The organism is Lysobacter cavernae, assembly GCF_042648505.1.
GTDB lineage: Bacteria > Pseudomonadota > Gammaproteobacteria > Xanthomonadales > Xanthomonadaceae > Lysobacter_L > Lysobacter_L cavernae.
In genome coordinates this window covers 130,095-151,014 of sequence record NZ_JBHRXK010000004.1, presented here as the reverse complement: position 1 = coordinate 151,014, position 20,920 = coordinate 130,095, and the positions used below count along the sequence as shown (strand labels likewise).

Here is a 20,920-nt window from a genome sequence, read left to right as displayed (position 1 = left end):
GCTTGATCGACCGCCAGGATTTCCACGCGATGACTGTCGCCGCACGTTTCGAAATCGAATATCTGCAATACCTCGGCCCCGACGGCACGCCGGTCGCCGAGCTGCCGCCCGCGTTCCGCGATGCCAAGGCGCTGTTGCCGCTGTTCAAGCAGATGCTGTTCGTGCGCACCTTCGACAGCAAGGCCATCGCCCTGCAGCGCACCGGCAAGCTTGGTACCTATGCCGCCAGCCTCGGCCACGAAGCCACCCACGTCGGCATTGGCGCGTCGATGCAGCCCGATGACGTATTCGCCCCCAGCTACCGCGAGTACGGCGCGCAGTTCATGCGCGGCGTGCTGCCGCGCGAAGTGCTGCTGTACTGGGGCGGTGACGAACGCGGCAACGATTTTTCCGGACCGAAGAAAGACTTCTCCTGGTGCGTGCCGATCTCGACCCAATGCCTGCACGCCGCCGGCGCGGCGCTGGCGTTCAAGCTGCGCAAGGAAGAGAACCTCGCCGTGGCCTGCTGCGGCGACGGTGGTTCGTCCAAGACCGACTTCTACGCCGCGGTGAATTCCGCCGGCGCCTACAAGCTGCCGCTGGTCCTGTGCGTGATCAACAACGGCTGGGCGATCTCGGTGCCGCGCTCGGCCCAGACCGGCGCCGAAACGCTGGCACAGAAGGGCCTGGCCGGTGGCCTGCACTGCCTGCAGGTCGACGGCAACGACCTGATCGCGGTGCTCGAAGGCATGCGCCGCGCCGCCGAGCGCGCGCGCAACGGCATCGGTGCCAGCGTGATCGAGTTCATGACCTACCGCCTGCACGACCACACCACCGCCGACGATGCGCGCCGTTACCGCGACGAGGCCGAGGTCAAGGATGCCTGGACGCGTGACCCGATCCCGCGCCTGCGCGCCTACCTGACCGCGCAGGGTCTGTGGAGCGAAGCCGAAGAGAAGGCCTGGGCCGAGGAATGCGGCAAGAAGGTCGACGTCGAGATCAACGCCTACCTGGAAACGCCGGTGCAGCCGGTCGAGGCGATGTTCGACTTCCTCTACGCCGACATGCCACCGGACGTGGCCGCGCAACGCGCCGCCGTACTCGCTCAGGAGGGCCGCTGATGAACGCCGAGAACACTCCGAAGCTCGATACGAGCAAGTCCGCTGCCGCGCCCGCTGCAATCACCCTGATCGAAGCGATCACCCAGGCGCTGGCGTACGAGATGAGGCACGACAGCACCGTGCTGGTGCTCGGCGAGGACGTCGGTGTCAACGGCGGCGTGTTCCGCGCCACCGCCGGCCTGCAACAGCAGTTCGGCTCCGAGCGCGTGCTCGACACGCCGCTGGACGAGACCACGATTGCCGGACTCACGGTCGGCCTGGCCGCACAGGGCATGAAGCCGGTCGCCGAATCGCAGTTCGACGGCTTCGTCTACCCGATGGTCGACCACATCATCTGCCACGCCGCGCGCTTCCGGTACCGCACGCGCGGGCGCCTGACCTGCCCGATGGTGCTGCGCGTGCCGTGGGGCGGCGGCATCCGCGCGCCGGAGCATCACAGCGAAGCCAACGAAGCGATCTTCACCAACGTGCCGGGTCTGCGCGTGGTGATGCCGTCGTCGCCGGCGCGCGCCTACGGCCTGCTGCTCGCCGCGATCCGCGACCCGGACCCGGTGATCTTCATGGAGCCCAAGCGCATCTACCGCCAGTACAAGGAAGTCGTCGCCGACGACGGCGAAGCGCTGCCGCTGGACGTGTGCTACGTGTTGCGCGACGGCAGCGACATCACCCTGGTCACCTGGGGTGCGCAGGTCAAGGAGACGCTGGAGGCGGCCGAGAAGCTCGCCAGCGAAGGCATCAGCGCCGAGGTCATCGACGTCGCCACGCTCAAACCGCTCGACTTCGTCACCATCGCCGAGTCGGTCAGCAAGACCGGCCGCTGCGTGATCGTGCACGAGGCGCCCAAGACCGCCGGCTTCGGTGCCGAGATCGCCGCGCGCCTGGCCGAGGAATCGATGTACGACCTGCTCGCGCCGGTCGAACGCGTCACCGGCTACGACACGCACATCCCGCTGTTCCGGCTGGAGATGAAGTACCTGCCCAGCGTCGACCGCATCGTCGCGGCGGCCAGGCGGGCGTTGGCCGGCAGTTGAAGAGGAGCCGCTGAGCCATGCGTCGCGCCCGCGTCGTCGTCGCGCACCGCGCCCCGGACCGCCCCGCGATCCAGGTCGCGCGCGGCGCCACGGTGACGCTGGGCAACCGTGACGTCGACTGGCCGCAGTTCGTCTGGACCACGCTTGCCGAAGGCCATGGCGGCTGGGTGCCGGCGGCGTTGTTCGACCGCGAACACGGGCACGCGACCGCGCTGTCGGATTACGACACGCGCGAACTCGATGCCGACGCCGACGAAGTCCTGCGCCTGCATTACGAGCTCGCTCAGTGGTGGTGGGCAGAGAACGCGCGCGGCGAGCAAGGCTGGGTGCCGGCCCGCGCGCTCGAACTGCTCGACGACCTGCCCGACGACGACCTGTTCGACGACGATGGCCCACCGACATGAGCCCCGGCGTCCCCACGCGTCGGCACGATCATCCGCGCCGAGCAGGGATCCGAGCGATCGGACCTGAGGGAAGCCACCATCGCCTCACCTGACCCATTCAAACACCACTGTATTCAAGACGAGACAACGCAGTCATGACCGCAAAGAAGAGCTTCCTGCTTCCCGACCTCGGCGAGGGCCTGCCCGACGCGACCATCGTCGAATGGTTCGTCAAGGTCGGCGACACGATCCGCCTCGACGACAACCTGGTGTCGATGGAGACCGCCAAGGCCGTGGTCGAGGTGCCGTCGCCGGTCTCGGGCAAGGTGCTGCGGCTCGCCGGCGGCGCCGGCGACGTGATCGTCACCGGCACGGTGCTGGCCGAATTCGAGATCGACCCGTCGCAGCCGCAGCGCGCCGAGGGCCAGGACACCGGTCACCACCACGGTGCCGGCAGCCACGCGCCCAGCGACGGCGACAAGGTGATCGCTTCCGACGACGGCGGCACGATCAGTGCCGCCGGCACGGCTGCGCCGCAGGGCGAGGCCAAGCGCGACGACGCCGGCACCGTGGTCGGCGCCATGCAGTCCTCCGACGCGGTGCGCAGCGAGCAGGCGGTGGCAGTGGGTGGCGTCAAGGCGATGCCGGCGGTGCGCGCGTTGGCGCGCAAGCTCGGCGTCGATCTGTCGCGCGTGCGTGCCAGCGGTGGCGAAGGCGTGGTGACGATGGACGACGTCAAGCGCGCCGCCGCCGACGGCTCGGCCAAGGCCGGCAGCGCGCCGACCGCGCGTGTGGTGGCCGCGGGCGCACCGGCCGCATCGGCGACCCCGACGGCCGCGCCGTCCCGCAGCACGCTGTCGCAGGCCGGCAAGCCGATGCGCACGCAGCCACCGGGCGTGGCCACCAGCGGCCAACCAGAGCAGCTCAAGGGCGTGCGTCGCAACATGGCGCGGGTGATGGCCGACGCGCACGCCAAGGTCGTGCCGACCACGCTGTGCGACGACGCCGACCTGCACGCCTGGCTCGGCAAGCAGGACATCACCGCGCGCCTGGTGCGTGCGATCGTCACCGCCTGCAAGACCGTGCCGGCGCTCAACGCCTGGTTCGACGGCGAGCAACTGCTGCGCACGCTGCACCCACACGTCGACATCGGGATTGCCGTGGACACCGACGACGGCCTGTTCGTACCGGCGCTGCGCAATGCCGACATGCTCGACGGCGCCGGCATCCGCACCGCCATCGGGCGCCTGCGCGCGCAGGTCGAGGACCGTTCGATCCCGGCCAGCGAGCTCAGCGGCTTCACGATCTCGCTGTCCAACTTCGGCATGTTCGCCGGCCGCTATGCCACACCGGTGGTGGTGCCACCGACGGTGGCGATCGTCGGTGCCGGCAAGCTCAGCCATGACGTGGTGGCGGTGATCGGCGGCATCGAGGTGCACCGGCGCATGCCGATCTCGCTGACCTTCGACCACCGCGCCTGCACCGGTGGCGAGGCTGCGCGCTTCCTCAAGGCGCTGCTCGACGACATGGCATTACCGCAGTGATTCGTGATAGGTGATGCGTGATTGGGAGAAGCTGGAGCAGGACGCCTCTCCATCACCTTCACGTCCGACTCGAATCACAAATCACGATTCACCAATCACGGCCTTTCCCATGCCCCACCGCAGCCGCCTCGCCGGATTCATCATCGACTGCCAGACCGACGATCTCGATGCCGCCGCCTCGTTCTGGAGCCAGGCGCTCGGTGTGACCATCGCCGATCCTCATGCCGGCGACGACACCGTCGAGTACCAGCAATTCGGCGACACCCGCGACGACCTGCACATCGAGGTGCAGAAGGTCGACCACCCCTCGCGCGTGCACTTGGACATCGAAGCCGACGACATCGACGCCGAAGCTACGCGCCTGGAGACACTGGGCGCCAGGAAGATCGCGTTCGTGAAGCGCTGGTGGGTGATGGAAGCACCAACCGGCCAGCGTTTCTGCGTGGTGCGCATGAAGCACCCGGAGCGCGGCACGCCGGCGAAGCAATGGGATTGAGGACCACCGTGTCCTTCCATGGCCGGCTTCGTCGGCCGTCTTCATCGTTGAGGTGGTGAGCGCCGATGCTCACACCGCCATCCATGGCGCGACGCATCCGGCTACACAGCACTGCCGCGTGAGCGGCCTGCCTCACTCGTGCAACGGCGTGTCGTCGACCACCACGCGGTTGCGGCCGGCGGACTTGGCCCGATACAGCGCCTGATCGGCGCGGTCGAACACCCGCTCCGACCAGTCGCGCGTCGGCTCGCTGGCGGCCAGACCAATCGACACGGTCAGCGCAAACGGCAAGGCCACGTGGGCAATGCGCTGGCGGATACGCTCGGCGACCTGCGCCGCCGTCGCCAGACGCGTGTCGGGCAACAGCACCAGGAACTCCTCGCCGCCATAACGCACGGCGATGTCGTGCTGCCGGATCGAAGCGGCGACCGCGTCGGCGACGGCGCGCAGCGCGCGATCGCCGAGCAGGTGGCCGTGGCGGTCGTTGACCTGCTTGAAGTGGTCGATGTCGAGCAGCATCAGCGTGTACGGCGCGTGCTGCAGCTGTCGCATCGCGGCCGGATTGTCGCGCAGCTGCGCCAGCGCGGCGCGATTGAGCAGGCCGGTCAGCGCGTCGTGGGTGGCGTTGTGCTCGAGCTGGTCGTTGCGACGCTGCAGGTCGGCGCGCGCATCCTCCAGGCGCTGCGCGAACGCTTCGCGCTCGGACAGCAGGCGCCGCTGCTCCAGTGCATAACGGCGCAGTTCGAACAGGTGCTGGGTCTGCCGCGCCAGCACCTCGAGCCCTTCGCGCTGCGCGGCGCTCAGTGCCCGCGGCTTGCTGTCGAGCACGCAGATCGCACCGAGCGCGTGGCCGTCCGGGCTGAGCAACGGCATCCCGGCATAGAACCGCAGCGACTGTTCACCGATCCGCAGCGACGGCGGCGCAAATTCCGATTGCGCGCGCAGGTCCTCGATCACCAGCATCTGCCCGGGATGGCGGATTGTGCGGTCGCAGATCGCCTCCTCGCGCGGGGTCTGGCATCGGTCGAAACCGTACTGCGCCTTGAACCACTGGCGCTCATGGTCGATCAGCGAGATCGCCGCCGCCGGCACGTCGCACAGGGTCGCGGCCAGCCGGACGATGTCGTCATAGGCCAACTCCGGCACCGTGTCCACGATCGCATACGCATCGAGCGCGGCCTGGCGGCGGGCTTCGTCGTCGTCTGGGGGCGGCAGCGGCAGGGGGCGTACGGCGGACATCGGGGCGGTATTCGGGGCGGCTCAGGCTACCCCGCTGCCCTCGGGCAACCTGTGACGGTCTCCACAGCTACGGACTCTCCAAGCCTTCGTTCAGCCAGCAGCTGCGGTCGTCGCCCCACTTCGTTCAGCTCAACCGCCGCGGTCCAGCCAGACCGCCAGGCCCTGCGCATTGAGCTCGATGTCGATGGCCAGCAACTCCTGCACCTGCGCCGCGTCCGGGCGGCTGCCGTGCGCGAACGCGCGCTCGGTGTACAGCGCGGTCAGCGCGGCGACCAGGCGCGCGTGGCGATCGGCGTGGCCGTCGGCCGCGCGCGCCAACGCGACCATCGCATCGATCTGCACGATCAACTCATCGGCCAGGCGCGCCACGTCGCCGACGCGGCCGTAATGGGTCAGGTACATCGCCTGCGGATCGCGCGCCAGCAGGGCGCGGATCGAGGCCTTGAGCGGCTCCGGCTCGAACTGCACCGGCGAGGAGGTGGGGATCACGAACGGTGCGCCGTCGGCATTGTCGAACTCGCGGTACGACAGGCCGAAGGTGTCGCCGGTGAACCAGCCGCGGCTGCGCGCATCCCACACGCACAGGTGGTGGCGGGCGTGGCCGGGGGTATCGAGGCACTGCAGCGCCCGCCCGGCCAGGTCGATCGTGTCGCCGTCCTCGACGACGCGCACGCGCTCGGCCGCGATCGGCACGATCTCGCCGTAGCTGCGTGCGATTTCGTCCTCGCCGTAGACCGCGGTCGCGCCGGCCACCAGCCGCGCCGGATCGACCATGTGCGGCGCGCCACGCGGGTGCACCGCCAGGGTCGCGTTCGGCAACTGCCGCATCAATGCCCCGGCGCCGCCGGCGTGATCGAGATGGACATGGGTGAGGATCAACCAGTCCACCGATGCCGGCGTCAGGCCCTGCCCCGCCAACGCGGCGAGCAATGCCGGAATCGAGTGCTGGGTGCCGCAGTCGACGAATGCGGCACGGCCGGCTTCGACGATCAGGTACGCCGCGTCGAACTGCGGACGTTGGAAGCCGGTGTCGACGGTGACGATGCCGTGTGCTGCGTTCATGCGTGACGCGTGCCCTGCTGCGAGATCCGTGCCCAGTCTAGCCATCGCCCGCAGCGACGACGATGCGGCTTTGGTCGGGTCAGCGTGCCGCACGCCCGCGCAGCCAGTACCGGCGCACGAAAAAAGCCAGCGTCAGCACCGCGAGAAACACGCCATACCCCAGCGCGGTAGCGAGGATCTGCTGCCACATCTTGCCGTAGACCGGATCGGCGTTGGCGTGCGACCAGTACATGCTGGCAACGAAGGCGAGCAAGGCCGCGATCAGCGCGCCGCTATCGAACAGCGTGCGCGCCAGGAACCGCGGTTGACGCGGAAACAGCCAGTACAACACGCCCAGGATCGCGAACCACGGCAGGAACAGGATCAGTGCCAGGTTGAGTTCGACCAGCGGGTTCATGCGTCCTCGGCCGCGAACTGCGCCAGCGCCTCGACCACGTCGACCAGTTCGGTGCCCTCGTGCAGATGACCGATCAACTCATCGCCCAGGTGCACGGCGCTGGCCTCGGCGTGGCGCAGCGCGGCGCCGCCTTCCTGCTTGAGGCGGCCGATCAGCTGGCCAGCGGTGCGCGCCGATTCGTGGCCAACGCTCTGCAGCAGCACCCGGTCACCATCGACGAGTTTGAAATAGAAGCGACCGTCGGCCTCGCGGTACTGCTTGAAGACCGGCAGGGCACCACGGGTGGTTTTCTTGTCGGGCCCGACGCTGACCTGCGACAGGTCACGCAGGCCGACCGCCTCGCGCAGCGTGCGCATGGTGGCAGTCGCGTAACGCTCGCGCAGCCGCTGCGCACCATCGCGCAACACCGCCTCGATCGCGGCAGGCTGGGCCATCAGCGCCTCGTACTTCTCGCGTTTGGGGGCGATCTCGGCGTCGATATGCTCGAACAAGGCCTGCTTGGCATCGCCCCAGGCGATGCCGCCGGCAAACGCGGCACGCATCTCGGCCGTTTCGGCTGGCGTGGCAAACGCCTGGTAGAGCTGGAACACGTTGGAGCTGTCGGCGTCCTTGGCCTCGCCCGGCGCGCGCGAGTCGGTGACGATCGAAAAAATCAGTTTCCTCAAGGTCTCGCGCGGCGCGAACAACGGAATGGTGTTGTCGTAGCTCTTGCTCATCTTGCGGCCGTCCAGGCCCGGCAAGGTGGCGACGCTCTCCTCGATCACCACCTCCGGCAACGTGAAGTACTCCTTGCCAACCGGTTCGCCGTAGAGGTGGTTGAAGCGCTGGCCGAAATCGCGCGCCATCTCGATGTGCTGGATCTGGTCACGGCCGACCGGCACCTTGTCGGCGTTGAACAGCAGGATGTCGGCGGCCATCAGCACCGGGTACATGAACAAGCCCGCGGTGACGCCGGCATCGTCGTCCTCGCCCTCGACGCGGTTCTTGTCGACCGCCGCCTTGTAGGCGTGGGCGCGGTTGAGGATGCCCTTGCCGGCCACGCAGGTCAGCAACCACATCAACTCGGTGGTTTCCGGGATGTCGCTCTGGCGGTAGAACCAGACCTTGTCCGGCTCCAGGCCACACGCCAACCACGTGGCGGCGATCTCCAACGTCGAGCGCTGCACGCGCGCCGCATCCTGCGCCTTGATCAGCGAGTGGTAGTCGGCGAGGAAGTAGAAACTCTCCACGCCCGGCGCACGGCTGGCGGTCACCGCCGGGCGGATCGCGCCGGCGTAGTTGCCCAGATGAGGGGTGCCGGAGGTGGTGATGCCGGTCAGGATGCGGGTGGGGCTCATCGAACTCTGACGCTGCGGAAACGGCCCGACAGTGTACCCGCCGTGCGCCAACCCCGCGGCCGGCCTCCAGGCGTTGAATACGGCGAGCCCCCCGGAGAAGCCCGCATGTTCCGCACCTTGTTCGCAACGTTTGCCGTATTGGCCGCCACCGCCGCCTGCGCGCCGCTGAGCGCGCGGCCGCTGGTCGAGGTCGCCGTCATCGATCGCGACCGTGGCGACTGGTTGCCGCCCCATCCGCACCGCGGCCAGCACTGGATCACCGGCACGCCCGGCCACCGTTATTCGGTGCGGCTGACCAACACCAGCAGTCGCCGCGTGCTGGCGGTGCTGGCGGTGGACGGTGTCAACGCGGTCAGCGGCGAGACCGCGCATCCGTCGCAGGCCGGCTACGTGCTCGGCCCGTGGCAAAGCACGCAGATCCACGGCTGGCGCAAGTCGCTCGACGATGTCGCCCAGTTCGTCTTCACCGACCTGGCCGACAGTTATGCCGCCCGCACCGGCCGCCCCGACCACGTCGGCGTGATCGGCGTGGCCGTGTTCGAGGAGGCACGGCCGACCTATTTCGAACCGCCGCCTTACCCGGCCCCCTACCCGCGCGACGAACGCGAACGCGCCAGCAGCCGCGCCGAGGCGCCGGCTGCGGCCGAAACACACGCCGACCGGGCAATGCAACCCGCGCCACAGTCGATCGGCACCGGTCATGGCGCGCGCGAATGGTCACCGGTCGCTCGCACCGGCTTCGTCCGCGCCTCGCGCAGGCCGGCGCAGCTCAGCAAGCTGCGTTACGACGACTACACCAGCCTGGTTGCGCGCGGCGTGCTGCGACCGTATCCGCACGTGTCCCATGGCGAACCGCGCGCGTTCCCGGACGGCTTCGTCGCCGATCCACCCGGCGGTTGATCGCCACAGGCAACGGGCCGGCAGGGCCGGCCCGTTCTCCTCGCTTGTGTCACTGTCGGCGCGCGCGCCGCCGCAAAGTCACATGAAATCAGTTGAGCGTCTTCTCGAAATCGCGCACCTCGTTTTCGGCACGATCACGCTCCCAGCCATAGCGCTCCTGCAATTTACCCGCGAGGTATTCGGAATTTCCCTCCACGACATCGAAGTCGTCGTCGGTCAGATCGCCCCAGCGAGCCTGGGCCTTGCCTTTCAGCTGCGTCCACTTGCCGGCAATGATGTCTTTGTTCATCTCATGCATTCCTCTAGTGGGGAGAGCGGATCGCCGAATCGCTTCGGCACCGCCTGCGCAGATTCGCAGCATCGCCATTCGCACAGGGTCACTTTTGCGTTAGGCACAGCTTGATGTCGATGAACAGGGTGAACGCTTCAGCGAGTGGCGCAAACAAATGCCAACAAAAAGGCCGGATTGCTCCGGCCTTTTTTTGCTGCTTGCGCGTTGGTTGCTATCAGCACTTGCCGTCGCTGCAATCCTTGGCCGCGCCTTCAACCGCTTCACCGGCCTTCTGCACGTCCTTGCCGGCGCCGGCCACGGTGTTGCAGGCGCTCAAGCTGCCCATCGAGAACAGGGCCAATAGCATCAGGGCAATCAAACGCTTCATGGGAATCTCCTCAGTTACCTGTCGCCGCGTCCTCGACCTTTTCGCCGGCTTTCTGCACGTCCTTGCCGGCACCGGCCATCGTGTTGCAGGCACTCAGAGTGCCTATCGAGAACAGGGCCAACAGCATCAGGGCAATCAAACGCTTCATGAAATTCTCCTGGGACGGTTGAGGACACGTATCCTGGTCCGCGCCATGGGGCCGCGCGACCCTGACCGCATCAGACGCGAGCGGATGTGAAGCCGGTGTGCAATCCGGTGCACGGCACGGCTTGCTGGTCAGCGGGCGTTCGACCAACCCGTCGCCACAACGAACAAAGGCCGGATCGCTCCGGCCTTGTCCATATCACGCAATGGGATCGGCGATGCCGATCAATTCTTGGCCTTCTGCTCGACCTTGCCACCCAGCTTCTGCACGTCCTTGCCGAGGCCCTCCATGGTGTTGCAGGCGGACAGGGTCGCGGTCGAGAACAGCACAAGCAGCAACAAGACAATCACACGTTTCATGGGCTTTCCTGCGATCGGTTTGGCACAAGGATCGCATGACGGACACGCCGCGGGCAGTGGCCGGCGTCGCACTGCCATCGGCTGCCATTCAGCCACGCGCCCGCCAGGCTCAATCGCGCATCAGCGTCGACTTGCCGAACAGGCTCTCGACCAGGTCCACCGCCAGCCGTGCGGTGCGGTTGCGCTTGTCGATGATCGGATTGAGTTCGACGATGTCGAGCGAGCCCATGCGGCCGCTGTCGGCAATCATCTCCATCACCAGCTGCGCCTCGCGGTAGTTCGGTCCGCCCGGCACGGTGGTGCCGACGCCGGGGGCGATGCTCGGGTCGAGGAAGTCGACGTCGAAGCTGACATGCAGATGAGTGTTGCCGTCGACGCCTTCCAGCGCCTCCTCCATCACCCGCTTCATGCCGATCTCGTCGATGTAACGCATGTCGTACACGTCGAGGCCGTACTTCTGGACCAGCCGCTTCTCGCCCTCGTCCACCGAGCGGATACCGATCTGGCGGATTTCGTCGGGCCGCAGTGCCGGCGCCTCGCCGCCGAGCCGGGTCAGTGCTTCCGGGCCCATGCCGCACAGACAGGCGACCGGCATGCCGTGGACGTTGCCCGACGGCGTGACCTGGCTGGTGTTGAAGTCGGCATGGGCGTCGAGCCAGAGCACGCGCAGCTGCTTGCCGGTATCGCGGCAATGGCGCGCGACCGCGGTGATCGAGCCCAGGCCAAGGCAGTGGTCGCCGCCGAGCAGGATCGGCAGCCGGCCCGCCCGCAACTCGGCCGCGACCGCGTCCATCACCGCGCGGTTCCAGGCGACGACTTCCGGCAGGTGACGGTAGCCGTCGACCGGTTTCTGCCACGGGTTGCGCGGCCCGTCGAGATTGCCGCGATCGACCACGTCGATGCCGCGCCTGATCAGCGCCTCGCCGATGCCGGCAATGCGCAACGCCTCCGGCCCGAGCCGCGCGCCGCGATGACCGGCGCCAACATCGGTCGGTGCACCGATGAGCGAGACCGGGGGATAGCTGCGACTCATGCTGTGTCCTCGTCTGGTGCCGGCAGTCAGAATCGAACTGACGACCTACCGCTTACAAGGCGGTTGCTCTACCAACTGAGCTATGCCGGCGAGACGGACATTCTAGCTTGCGCGCGCAAGACGCGTGGCATCGACCGCACTAGCGCAACCGAGCGCAGTCGAGAGATCGATATGGCACCACGACCGCGGCCTGCGCGCGCACCGGATCGAACCCCTTGCCGGCGACGACGTCGAGCCAGGTCGGCGCGCGTGCGTCGCCCAAGGCCTCGGCGCGCGCCGGGAAACCGGCCGCGGCCAGGGTCTCGGCACGTTTGCGGGCACCGTCCTCGTTGCGGTAGCGGCCCAGCGCGATCGCATTGGCCTCGGCGCCCTGGCGCACGATGAAGTAATCGCTGAAACCGGCCGCGGCGATGCGCTGCACGCTGGCCTGTGCCTCCTCCACGGTGGCGGCCGGCGGCAGGTACACGCGCCAGCCGCGCGCCGGCGTGGTGCGCTGCGCGCGCGCGACCACCCGTTGCGCCACCGGCTGCAGCAGGGCCCGCGCGGCCTCGGCGGCCTCGGCGCTGGCGAAGGGGCCGAAGCTGAAACACTGCGCTGGCACAGCCGGTGCCACCGGTGTGCCCACGGAAGCGGAGACCGGCGCATCCGGTGCGGCGGCCGGTGCAGTCGGTGAGGCCGGCGGCGGTGCGTCGATCGTGGGCGCGGGCGTGGGCCGCACCTCGCTGAGCAACTGCAGGCGGGCCACGCCCAGCGGCGGTTCGATCGCGGCCGGCACCGGCGGCGGTGCACGCAGCATCCACCACGCGGCGACGCCGAGGTTGAGCACGAGCAGCAGGACCAGGAGTGCGCGGACGAACATGCGGCGATTCTAAGCGGCGCCCTCGACCCCGGCCCACAGCGCCAGCCCTTCGAGCACCAGCGTTGCGACCTGCGTCGCGTTCGGCAGCTGCGCGGCCAATGCGTCGGCACCGCCGCCGTGCAGGATCAGCTGCGGTGCCTGGCCGAGCCGTTCGCGCGCCGCGTCCAGGCTGCGCTCGATCAGGGCCAGCGCGGCGCCGTCGCAACCGGATGCCAGCGCATCCTCGGTGTCGACGGCGAAGTCGACGTAGTCACCGCCGCTGGCCGGCAGCTGCGGCGCGCGCGCGTGCAGGACCTCACGCATCAATGCCGGTGACGGCGCGATGCGGCCGCCGAGATGACGGCCGTCGTGGTCGATCAGGTCGACGGTCAGGGCCGTGCCGACGCCGCAGACCAGCGCCGCGCCGGCACCGCGTGCGTGCGTTGCCAGCAACGCCAGAAACCGGTCGACGCCGAGTTTGCGCGGGTCGGCGTAGGCGATGCGCACCGCGCCGAAGCGGGCCTGCGTGCGCGCGACCGCGATGCGCCGGCTGCGCGCCGTCAGCGCGTCAAGCACGGCGACGCGCAGGCCGGGGCCGGCGACGCTGGCGATGTAGGCCACCTCGATGCGCTCTGGCAGCACCTGCGCCAAGGCCTCGGCCACGTCTTCCTCGCGGTGCGGCAAGGCGATCGCCGCGCCCGCGCGCCCGTCGGCACCAAGCGGCGCACATTTCAGCCGGGTATTGCCCAGATCGAACAGCCAGGCATTCATGCGCCGCTCCCGGGATGGCGGCGCACGCTGACCTCACCGGAATGGCAATGGCGCTCGTGGCCATCGTCGAGGCGCACGCGCAGTGCGCCGTCATCGGCCAGGCCCAATGCGACGCCGTGCTGCGTGGCCGTCGCACCGTGCACGCTGATCGGCTGGCCGGCCAACGCATCGAGCGCGGCGTAACGCGCGCGGAACGGCTCCAGCCCGGTGGCGTCAAACTCCTCCAGCGCCGGCAGCAAGCGCGCCAGCACGGCCGCGGCAACGGCGTTGCGCGTCGGCGCCGACGCCGGGGCTGCCAGCCCGGCCAGGTCACACCAGGGTTGGTCGATGCGTGCGGCCACGGCCGCCGGCATGCGCACATTGATGCCCAGCCCGATCACGGCCCGCGCCGGGCCGGCGTGCTCACCGCCGCCCTCGACCAGGACCCCACCGAGCTTGCGCAACCCGCCGTCGCCGTCGACCGCGACCAGGTCGTTCGGCCATTTCAGGCGTACCCGGCCGAAACCCAGCGCCTGCAAGGCCTCGGCGCCGGCAATACCGGCAACCAGGCTGAGCCCGCCGAGCCGGGCCAGGCCGGCACTGAACTGGCGCGCCACCGACAGGTACACATGCGCGGCCAGGGGCGAGGCCCATTCGCGACCGCGACGGCCGCGGCCGCCGGTCTGGCGCTCGGCCAGCAAGGCCACGGCACCGTGCTCGGGTGCCAGTCGGCGCAGCAGCTCGGTATTGGTCGAATCCAGCGTCCAGGCGACCTCCAGCCCAGCCAGGCCGGTCTGCACGCCGGCCGGCAACGCCGCCCGGATCGCGGTCGCATCCAGCAGGTCCAGCGGCTGCGCCAGCGCGTAGCCGCGCCCGGCCTGGGCCTCGATCGGCAGCCCGGCTTCGCGCAGGGCCTGGATCCGCTTCCACACCGCAGCCCGGGTCTGGCCACTGGCACGCGCCAGGGCGTCGCCCGAGACCGGGCCGGCGATCAGCTGCAGCAGCAGGGCGCGGTCATCCATCAACCGCGTTCCGACCGTCGCTGAAACGCACGGCGATCGGACACGGACAGGGCGTGGTGGGACCGCTCCTGAAGCGGTGAACGGGCGGCAGGCGTCATGGCGCGAATTATGCGTGAGCCGGAGCCGGCCATGGCGAACCGCCCGGCGATGAACCGGCCCCATCGACGTCTGGCCGTACGCCCGCGATCGCGCCGTAAGCCGCGCAGCAGCCACGTCAACGAGGGTCGCCACAGTGTGGATGGGCGCCATCGACCCGGGAATCGGCAGGGCGGTGGCAAAGCACGCCAAACGGTTGCAACGCTTCGCCATCGGCGTGCATCGATAGGAGATGATGCGCTTTGCAGGCGCCATCCGGGGCGTCGCCCCGGTCACCGGGTCGCCCCGAGCGGTATCCGCACGTACAGGGAGAGTTGCTGCAATGCACCACCCGTCAGTCCCAGTGTCTGCCTGTTTTCGCGCTATAGTCCGAAATCGCCCGGGAGCACCATTGCCGGGCCCGTCCGAGGATTCCGCCATGCTCCGGATCTGCCTGTGCCTGCTGATCGTCGTCGCCAGCACGACCGTGGCCGCGCGCGAGATCAAACTCAGCTCCGCCAATGGCGGCAGCTGCCCGGACGCGGTTTCGCTCAACAAGGAAACCGTGCGCACCGCCCCTCGCACCACGGCCCCGGCCCGCGAGGTCAAAGCCAAACCCAGCGTGCACAGCGATGCCGGCAGCAGTGGTCGCATGCAGTCGCCGCGCTGGCACAGCTTCCTGCCGGGCATGTTCCGCTGAGCGAATGCTCGCGTTGCTGGCGGGTTCGTTAGGGCCTTATCTCGTCAGGCCGTATTTCGATAGGCTCGCTTCGTCAGAACCCGCTTCGTTTAGGACCGGCTTTTGTTAGGACTATTCCGGCGCCTGCGACGTGGCCCCGCGGCAATTCCCGATGAGACCTGGCGCGCCACGTGTGCCGCGGTGCCGTGGCTGCCAGCGCTGGATGACACCCGTCGGGCCCGCCTGCGAGAACTCAGCGCGCGCTTCCTCGACGAGAAGACCATCAGCCCGATCGGCGAACTGACGCTGGACGCCACCCAGCGTTGCAGCCTCGCCGCGCTGTGCTGCCTGCCCCTGCTCGCCTTCGGTGACGAGGGCCTGCGCGGCTGGTCGCAGTTGATCGTCTACCCCGACGCGTTCCGGGTGAATCGCAGCCACATCGACGCCGCCGGCGTGCTGCACGAGTGGCAGGACGAATTGATCGGCGAAGCCTGGGAGATGGGGCCGGTGATCCTGTCCTGGGCCGACGTCGTCGCCGACTGCGGCGACCCGCGCGCCGGCTTTTGCGTCGCCGCGCACGAGATCGCGCACAAGCTCGACGTCCTCGACGGTGTGCTCGATGGCACGCCGCCACTGCCACGGCCGTGGCAGCGCGAGTGGGCGCGCGATTTCCAGGCCGCCTACGACGCGCTGGCTGCGCAGGTCGACGCTGGCGGGGACAGCGCCATCGACGGCTACGCCGCCGAAGCACCGGAAGAGTTCTTCGCCGTGGTCACCGAGTACCACTTCAGCGACCCGCAGCGGCTGCGCGAGGCGATGCCGGCCATCGCCGCGCACCTGGATCGCTTTTACGGGCCGTCACCGTTTGAGGCCGTGATTCGTGATTCGTGATTCGTGATTCGTGATTCGTGATTCGTGATTCGTGATTCGTGATTCGTGATTCGTGATTCGTGATTCGTGATTCGTGATTCGATGCTCGCAGACACGCCTTCTGCAAATCACCAATCACGAATCACAGCTTCAAAGCCCCGGCGGCAGCTTCACTTCGAAGCGGGCACCGCCCAGCTCTTCCGAGGCCTGCACGTCGAGGGTGCCGCGGTAGCCGCGCACCAGGTCCTGCACGATCGCCAGGCCGATGCCGTGGCCGTGCACGCGCTCGTCACCACGCACGCCACGCTGCAGGACCAGCGCGACCTTCTCCGGCGGAATGCCGGGGCCGTCGTCGTCGACCGCCAGCAGCAGGCCGGGGCGGCGGCCGACCGCGATCTCGCCCACTTTCACCGTCAGCAGCACGCGCGAGCGCGCCCACTTGAAGGCGTTTTCGAGCAGGTTGCCGAGCAGCTCCTGCAGGTCGCCGGCTTCTCCGTAGAACTGCACGCCGTCGGCGATGTCGAACTCGCACAGCACGCCCTTGCTGGCGTAGACCTTCTCGAGCCCGCGCACGATCTGCTCGGCGTGCGGCTCGATCGCCACCGGCGCGGCAAACAGGGCATGGCCGCCGCTGGCAGCCCGCGCGAGCTGGTAGGAGACCATGTCGTTCATGCGCCGCAGCTGCAGGTCGACGTCCTCGCGCAGCTCGTTCTCGGGCGCGTGATCGTCCAGCCGCGCGCGCAGCACCGCCAATGGCGTCTTCAGGCTGTGGGCGAGGTCGGCCAGGGTGTTGCGCTGGCGATCGAGGTTCTCGCGCTCGCTCTCGATGAAGGCGTTGATGCTTTCGGTCAGTGGTTCAAGTTCGCGCGGGTGGCGCCCGCTCATGCGCGAAGCCAGGCCGCGCTGCACGCGCTTGAGTTCGTCGACCACGCGCTTGAGCGGGCGCAGGCTCCAGCGCAGGATCAGCGCCTGCAACAGCAGCAGGATGAAACCGGCGCCACCGAGGTAACGCCACAACGCCTCGCGGAACACGCTGACCTGGCGGCTCAGCGCGGTAGTGTCCTCGAGGATGTAGATCGTGTACGGGAACTCGGACTGGGCGTGGCCGTCGACACTCCAGATCAGGCCGCGGCCGTAGCGATAGGCCTGGCCGGGCTTGCCGTTGATCTCGGTGATCGGCAACGGGCCTTCGAAGGTTTCGTCGTTGGCCGCGAGCATCTTGCCGGCCGGCAGCTGCGGCCCCTGCGCCGAAGGCGAGTCCCAATGGCCGCTGGGCAGAACCACCTCGGCATACAGGCCACTGCCCGGGCGCTCGAAACGCGGGTCCGGCAGGGCCGCGGGTTCGTAGTACAGCTCGCCACTGCGCAGGAAGTCGATGTCGTCGGCGTAGGACAGCGCGAAGCTGCGCAGGCGCTGGCGCAGGTTGCTTTCGGCGGTCTCGAGGAACGCGCGGTCGAGCGCGTAGCCGGCCAGAGCCAGGAACGCGAGCAGGCCCAGGCTGGCCGCCAGCAACTGGCGGGCCTGCAGCGAGCGCGGCTGGCCCCAGCTCATGGGGTCAGCCCGACGGAGGTGAACACAGGAATCGACATGCGCCGGCAGGGTACTAACGCGACCGCGCGTTGGCGATCACTCGCCATCGCGCGGCGCGCCCCTGTCATCCGTTCTGCAACGGTGTTGGCTTATTCGCCGCTGCGCGGGATGGCGAACCGGTAGCCGCGGCCGCGCACGGTCTCGATCGGCTTGAGCGCGCCATCCGGGTCAAGCTTCTTGCGCAAGCGGCCGATGAAGACTTCGAGCACGTTGGAGTCGCGGTCGAAGTCCTGCTGGTAGATGTGCTCGGTGAGGTCGGCCTTCGAGACCAACTCGCCGGCGTGCATCATCAGGTACTCGAGCACCTTGTACTCGTAGCTGGTCAGGTCGACGTTGGTACCGTTGACGTTGACCGTCTGCGCAGCCAGGTCGAGCGTCACCGGCCCGCACTCCAGCGTCGGCTTGCTCCAGCCGGCGGCGCGGCGCACCAGCGCGTTGAGGCGCGCCAGCAGCTCCTCGACATGGAAGGGCTTGACCAGGTAGTCGTCGGCCCCCTGCTTGAGGCCCTCGACCTTGTCCTGCCAGCTCGAACGCGCGGTCAGGATCAGCACCGGGAATTTCTTGCCCTCGTCGCGCAGGGCCTTGATCAGCTCCATGCCCGACATCTTGGGCAGGCCCAGGTCGATGATGCCCAGGTCGAACGGCACCTCGCGGCCCATGTACAGGCCCTCTTCGCCGTCCTGGGCGGCGTCGACCGCAAAGCCCTCGCGCTTCAGGCGCGCGGCCAGGGTTTCGCGGAGCGGTGCTTCGTCTTCGACCAGCAGAATACGCATGGGGACTCCATTGTCAGTCGGTCTGTCTTGATCGCCCGGGGAGCGTCGCCCCAGAGCGTGGCGGGTCAGTCGTCGTCGCGGCGTGTACGGTTGTCGTCGCCGCGGCCCCGCGACTGCGGGTCGTCCATGTAGACCCGGACGCGCCCGCTGGAGTCGACCACCTTGACCCGGTTGACGTCGCGCCCATCGTACGGCACCCGCTCGGCGCTCAGTACCTGCCCACCGGTGCGGCGCTCGACCCGGCGCACGGCATCCGACAGCTCGCGCTGGTCCTCACGCCGATCGTGGCCGCTGCCGCTGCGGTCGCGGTCGCGGCTGCGGTCCTGACCGCGATCCTGCGCCCAGGCATCGCCACCCGCGACCGCGGACACGGCCAGCAGCGACAGCGCAATGGCAGGGGCGAACAGCGTCTTCATGGCCTGGCGGGTGTCCTCGGCGGAACAATATGGCACGGTCGTACGGCGAGGGTGCATTTTCGAAACGCCGCAGTGAATCCGGTCTGAACTTTTCCGCAGGGTTCTGGCCGACATTCAGTCCGGCAGCCGTTGCCGTGCCCAGCGCAGCCGGGCACGCTCAGAAGATCTCGCCGACACAGCAGCGCAGCGAGCCGCCGCCGACCTCGATCGCGTCGAGTTCGACCGCGCGCACCGCAAAACCGGCGGCGGCCAGGGCAGCCTGACTGGCGGCCGTCAGCGACTGCGCGGCCCGCGCACTCATCCACACCGCCTCGTCCGACAGCGCGATCGCATTGCCGGCAAACGCGGCGTGCTCGCCCGGCGCCAGCTGCAACGCATGCGGCGCGTACAGTTCGGCGATCGCCGCGACCACGCCCGCATCGGCAAAACCGCCCGGACAGATCAACGCGGCGCGGCCGGCGAGCACGGCCAGCACCACGTTGGTGTGGTACTCGCCCGGTGCCAGATCGAACAGCAGCGTCGCGCGCAGGCCGAGCGCGTCGTGCATCAACTTCGCACCGACTTCGTCACAGCGTTCGGACAGGCCGGCGAAACCGAGCCCGCGGGCACGGTCGATCACCAGCGCACCGGTCAGCTCGCACGGGTGCTCCTGCGTCGACAGGTCGATCTCGGCGTAGTCGAGCACGCCGCCGAAGAAGCCGCGGATGTCGGCGCGATCGGCCTCACGCTGGCGCACCGGGTGGCGCATGCGGCCGATCAGGTAGCGACCGGCGGCGGTGGCGAACACGTTGTTCGGGAACACCGCGTCCGGCGTGGCCGGGTCGCCGGCGAAACACAGGGTCGGCAGCACCTGCGCCAGCGCGCGCTGCAGTTCGCGGTGCTGGCTGGAGGCACGCGCGGCGTCGAACGCAATGGTCTGCCCCATGTAGCGGTTGTCGGCCGCGGACTGTTCGGCCAGACGGAAACCGTCGGGCGCGACCAGAAACGCCGCGCGCGCGGTGGCCGGGCCGAAGTCCGCCGGCACGCCGCGGGCGAAGGCGAGGAAGGCGGCGTGGTCGCGGGTGATCATCGCCGCATCAGGCCGCGTCGACCTGCGCGTCGGCGAACGATTCGGTCAGCGCCAATGCCTGCTCGATCAGCGACCAGTTCGCGCCGGGTTTGTGTGCGCCTTCGCTGAGCACCTGACGGAACGCGCGACCGCCGCGCTCACCGGCGAACAGGCCGAGCAGGTGGCGGGTGATGTGCTTGAGGGACACGCCTTTTTGCAGCGGCCCACGCGCAAGCTGGTCTTCGACGTAGGGACGCAGCGCGCGCAGCAACTCGCCACGCGTGCGCAGTTCGCCGCCAAACCAGGCGACGTCCAGGCGGTGCAGCAAGTAAGGATCGTGATAGGCGGCGCGGCCGAGCATGGCGCCGTCGGCGTGCTGCAGGTGCTGCGTAGCCTCGTCCTGCGTGGCGATGCCGCCGTTGACCACGATCTGCAGGTCCGGCCGCTCGCGCTTGAGCCGGTAGGCCCAGTCGTAACGCAGCGGCGGCACCTCGCGGTTTTCCTTCGGCGACAGGCCCTTGAGCCAGGCATTGCGCGCGTGGACCACGAACATGCGGCAACCGGCCTGCGCGATGGTGTCGACGAAGGCGCTGAACGTGCCGTAGTCATGATCGTCGTCGACACCGAGCCGGCACTTCACCGTGACCGGCACGTCACAGGCTTCAACCATCGCCGCGACCGACGCGGCCACCAGTGCTGGCTCGCGCATCAGGCAGGCGCCGAAACGCCCGGCCTGGACGCGGTCGGACGGACAGCCGCAATTGAGGTTGATCTCGTCGAAGCCGTACTCGGCGCCGATCTTCGCGGCCTGCGCCAGCAGCTCCGGCTCGCTGCCACCGAGTTGCAGCGCGACCGGGTGCTCGACCGGGTCCATGGCCAGCAAGCGATCACGGTCGCCGTGGATCACCGCGTTGGCGTGGACCATCTCGCTGTACAGCCGCGCGTGCGGCGCCAACAGGCGATGGAAGACGCGGCAGTGCGAATCGGTCCAGTCCATCATCGGGGCTACCGAAAGACGCAGGGACGCCTCATAGCGCGATTTTTTGCGCAAATCCAAGGACTTACCCGCGTTTTCGTGCGCCTCAGTTGCGCTCATGATCGGCCACTCGCGAGTTTTCGGGCTCTCGTTACTACGCTGGATGCTACGCGAACGGCCGCATAGCATCGGCCACAT

The 20,920-nt window shown here is 68.7% G+C and carries 25 protein-coding genes and 1 tRNA gene; 8 read left to right on the top strand and 18 right to left on the bottom strand.

Features of this window, described 5'->3' with window-relative positions; genetic code table 11:
* Positions 1 to 29: 29 nt before the first annotated feature.
* From pdhA to ACFOLC_RS10385, 5 genes are all read left to right on the top strand, one after another.
* Positions 30 to 1,100, top strand: coding sequence for a pyruvate dehydrogenase (acetyl-transferring) E1 component subunit alpha (gene pdhA, locus ACFOLC_RS10405; RefSeq protein ID WP_386759185.1), 1,071 nt, complete (start codon positions 30 to 32; stop codon positions 1,098 to 1,100).
* On the top strand, positions 1,100 to 2,131 hold the full coding sequence (locus tag ACFOLC_RS10400) for an alpha-ketoacid dehydrogenase subunit beta (RefSeq protein WP_386759184.1): 1,032 nt from the start codon (positions 1,100 to 1,102) through the stop codon (positions 2,129 to 2,131). Before pdhA ends, ACFOLC_RS10400 begins: the two co-directional genes overlap by 1 nt.
* A 17-nt stretch (positions 2,132 to 2,148) precedes the next feature.
* Positions 2,149 to 2,535 (top strand): SH3 domain-containing protein, encoded by a 387-nt coding sequence (locus ACFOLC_RS10395; protein WP_386759183.1) that lies wholly within the window; start codon positions 2,149 to 2,151, stop codon positions 2,533 to 2,535.
* A gap of 134 nt (positions 2,536 to 2,669) precedes the next feature.
* A complete protein-coding gene (locus ACFOLC_RS10390) occupies positions 2,670 to 4,058 on the top strand; it encodes a dihydrolipoamide acetyltransferase family protein (protein WP_386759182.1) in 1,389 nt (462 codons plus the stop codon).
* Between the two features lie 109 nt (positions 4,059 to 4,167).
* Positions 4,168 to 4,554, top strand: a complete 387-nt coding sequence (locus tag ACFOLC_RS10385; protein ID WP_386759181.1) for a VOC family protein — start codon at positions 4,168 to 4,170, stop codon at positions 4,552 to 4,554.
* Positions 4,555 to 4,686: 132 nt separating this feature from the next.
* Here the strand turns inward: ACFOLC_RS10385 and ACFOLC_RS10380 are convergent, their stop codons facing one another.
* From ACFOLC_RS10380 to ACFOLC_RS10365, 4 genes are all read right to left on the bottom strand, one after another.
* Positions 4,687 to 5,793 (bottom strand): GGDEF domain-containing protein, encoded by a 1,107-nt coding sequence (locus tag ACFOLC_RS10380; RefSeq protein WP_386759180.1) that lies wholly within the window; start codon positions 5,791 to 5,793, stop codon positions 4,687 to 4,689.
* A 129-nt stretch (positions 5,794 to 5,922) separates the two neighbouring features.
* Positions 5,923 to 6,855 carry an MBL fold metallo-hydrolase gene (locus tag ACFOLC_RS10375; protein ID WP_386759179.1) on the bottom strand — a complete coding sequence of 311 codons (933 nt, stop codon included), beginning with the start codon at positions 6,853 to 6,855 and terminating at the stop codon, positions 5,923 to 5,925.
* 79 nt (positions 6,856 to 6,934) lie between these two features.
* On the bottom strand, positions 6,935 to 7,252 hold the full coding sequence (locus ACFOLC_RS10370) for a hypothetical protein (RefSeq protein WP_386759178.1): 318 nt from the start codon (positions 7,250 to 7,252) through the stop codon (positions 6,935 to 6,937).
* A complete protein-coding gene (locus ACFOLC_RS10365) occupies positions 7,249 to 8,589 on the bottom strand; it encodes a tryptophan--tRNA ligase (protein WP_386759177.1) in 1,341 nt (446 codons plus the stop codon). Before ACFOLC_RS10365 ends, ACFOLC_RS10370 begins: the two co-directional genes overlap by 4 nt.
* 105 nt (positions 8,590 to 8,694) lie before the next feature.
* Between ACFOLC_RS10365 and ACFOLC_RS10360 the strand changes: the two genes are divergently transcribed.
* Positions 8,695 to 9,489, top strand: coding sequence for a hypothetical protein (locus tag ACFOLC_RS10360; protein ID WP_386759176.1), 795 nt, complete (start codon positions 8,695 to 8,697; stop codon positions 9,487 to 9,489).
* An 88-nt stretch (positions 9,490 to 9,577) separates the two neighbouring features.
* Here the strand turns inward: ACFOLC_RS10360 and ACFOLC_RS10355 are convergent, their stop codons facing one another.
* The 9 genes from ACFOLC_RS10355 to birA all read right to left on the bottom strand — a co-directional run bounded on the left by ACFOLC_RS10355 (position 9,578) and on the right by birA (position 14,295).
* The gene (locus ACFOLC_RS10355; RefSeq protein ID WP_386759175.1) at positions 9,578 to 9,778 is read right to left on the bottom strand and encodes a CsbD family protein; all 201 of its coding nucleotides are present in this window, start codon (positions 9,776 to 9,778) and stop codon (positions 9,578 to 9,580) included.
* Positions 9,779 to 9,995: 217 nt separating this feature from the next.
* Complete coding sequence (locus tag ACFOLC_RS10350; RefSeq protein ID WP_386759174.1) at positions 9,996 to 10,148, bottom strand: entericidin A/B family lipoprotein; 153 nt, start codon at positions 10,146 to 10,148, stop codon at positions 9,996 to 9,998.
* 10 nt (positions 10,149 to 10,158) lie between these two features.
* Positions 10,159 to 10,296, bottom strand: coding sequence for an entericidin A/B family lipoprotein (locus ACFOLC_RS10345; RefSeq protein ID WP_386759173.1), 138 nt, complete (start codon positions 10,294 to 10,296; stop codon positions 10,159 to 10,161).
* A 221-nt stretch (positions 10,297 to 10,517) separates the two neighbouring features.
* Positions 10,518 to 10,652 carry an entericidin A/B family lipoprotein gene (locus ACFOLC_RS10340; RefSeq protein WP_386759172.1) on the bottom strand — a complete coding sequence of 45 codons (135 nt, stop codon included), beginning with the start codon at positions 10,650 to 10,652 and terminating at the stop codon, positions 10,518 to 10,520.
* 109 nt (positions 10,653 to 10,761) lie between these two features.
* Entirely contained in the window at positions 10,762 to 11,685 is a 924-nt protein-coding gene (rocF, locus tag ACFOLC_RS10335; protein ID WP_386759171.1) for an arginase, read from the bottom strand.
* Between the two features lie 14 nt (positions 11,686 to 11,699).
* Positions 11,700 to 11,775 (bottom strand) — tRNA-Thr (locus ACFOLC_RS10330).
* A gap of 49 nt (positions 11,776 to 11,824) precedes the next feature.
* Entirely contained in the window at positions 11,825 to 12,544 is a 720-nt protein-coding gene (locus ACFOLC_RS10325; RefSeq protein ID WP_386759170.1) for an SPOR domain-containing protein, read from the bottom strand.
* A gap of 9 nt (positions 12,545 to 12,553) precedes the next feature.
* Entirely contained in the window at positions 12,554 to 13,294 is a 741-nt protein-coding gene (locus ACFOLC_RS10320) for a type III pantothenate kinase (protein WP_386759169.1), read from the bottom strand.
* On the bottom strand, positions 13,291 to 14,295 hold the full coding sequence (gene birA, locus ACFOLC_RS10315) for a bifunctional biotin--[acetyl-CoA-carboxylase] ligase/biotin operon repressor BirA (RefSeq protein ID WP_386759168.1): 1,005 nt from the start codon (positions 14,293 to 14,295) through the stop codon (positions 13,291 to 13,293). Before birA ends, ACFOLC_RS10320 begins: the two co-directional genes overlap by 4 nt.
* Positions 14,296 to 14,809: 514 nt before the next feature.
* Here birA and ACFOLC_RS10310 point away from each other — a divergent pair.
* Positions 14,810 to 15,070: a hypothetical protein gene (locus ACFOLC_RS10310; RefSeq protein ID WP_386759167.1), complete on the top strand. Its 261-nt coding sequence runs from the start codon at positions 14,810 to 14,812 to the stop codon at positions 15,068 to 15,070.
* Positions 15,071 to 15,172: 102 nt separating this feature from the next.
* Positions 15,173 to 15,940: a M90 family metallopeptidase gene (locus tag ACFOLC_RS10305; RefSeq protein WP_386759166.1), complete on the top strand. Its 768-nt coding sequence runs from the start codon at positions 15,173 to 15,175 to the stop codon at positions 15,938 to 15,940.
* A 129-nt stretch (positions 15,941 to 16,069) separates the two neighbouring features.
* Here ACFOLC_RS10305 and ACFOLC_RS10300 read toward each other — a convergent pair whose 3' ends face one another.
* The 5 genes from ACFOLC_RS10300 to dusA form a co-directional block, all read right to left on the bottom strand.
* Entirely contained in the window at positions 16,070 to 17,470 is a 1,401-nt protein-coding gene (locus ACFOLC_RS10300) for an ATP-binding protein (RefSeq protein WP_386759165.1), read from the bottom strand.
* Positions 17,471 to 17,598: 128 nt separating this feature from the next.
* Positions 17,599 to 18,282 (bottom strand): response regulator transcription factor, encoded by a 684-nt coding sequence (locus tag ACFOLC_RS10295; RefSeq protein ID WP_386759164.1) that lies wholly within the window; start codon positions 18,280 to 18,282, stop codon positions 17,599 to 17,601.
* Between the two features lie 65 nt (positions 18,283 to 18,347).
* Positions 18,348 to 18,734: a PepSY domain-containing protein gene (locus ACFOLC_RS10290; RefSeq protein ID WP_386759163.1), complete on the bottom strand. Its 387-nt coding sequence runs from the start codon at positions 18,732 to 18,734 to the stop codon at positions 18,348 to 18,350.
* Positions 18,735 to 18,855: 121 nt separating this feature from the next.
* Positions 18,856 to 19,767, bottom strand: a complete 912-nt coding sequence (locus tag ACFOLC_RS10285; RefSeq protein WP_386759162.1) for an arginine deiminase-related protein — start codon at positions 19,765 to 19,767, stop codon at positions 18,856 to 18,858.
* Positions 19,768 to 19,774: 7 nt separating this feature from the next.
* Positions 19,775 to 20,842 carry a tRNA dihydrouridine(20/20a) synthase DusA gene (dusA, locus tag ACFOLC_RS10280; protein WP_386759161.1) on the bottom strand — a complete coding sequence of 356 codons (1,068 nt, stop codon included), beginning with the start codon at positions 20,840 to 20,842 and terminating at the stop codon, positions 19,775 to 19,777.
* Positions 20,843 to 20,920: the final 78 nt, after the last annotated feature.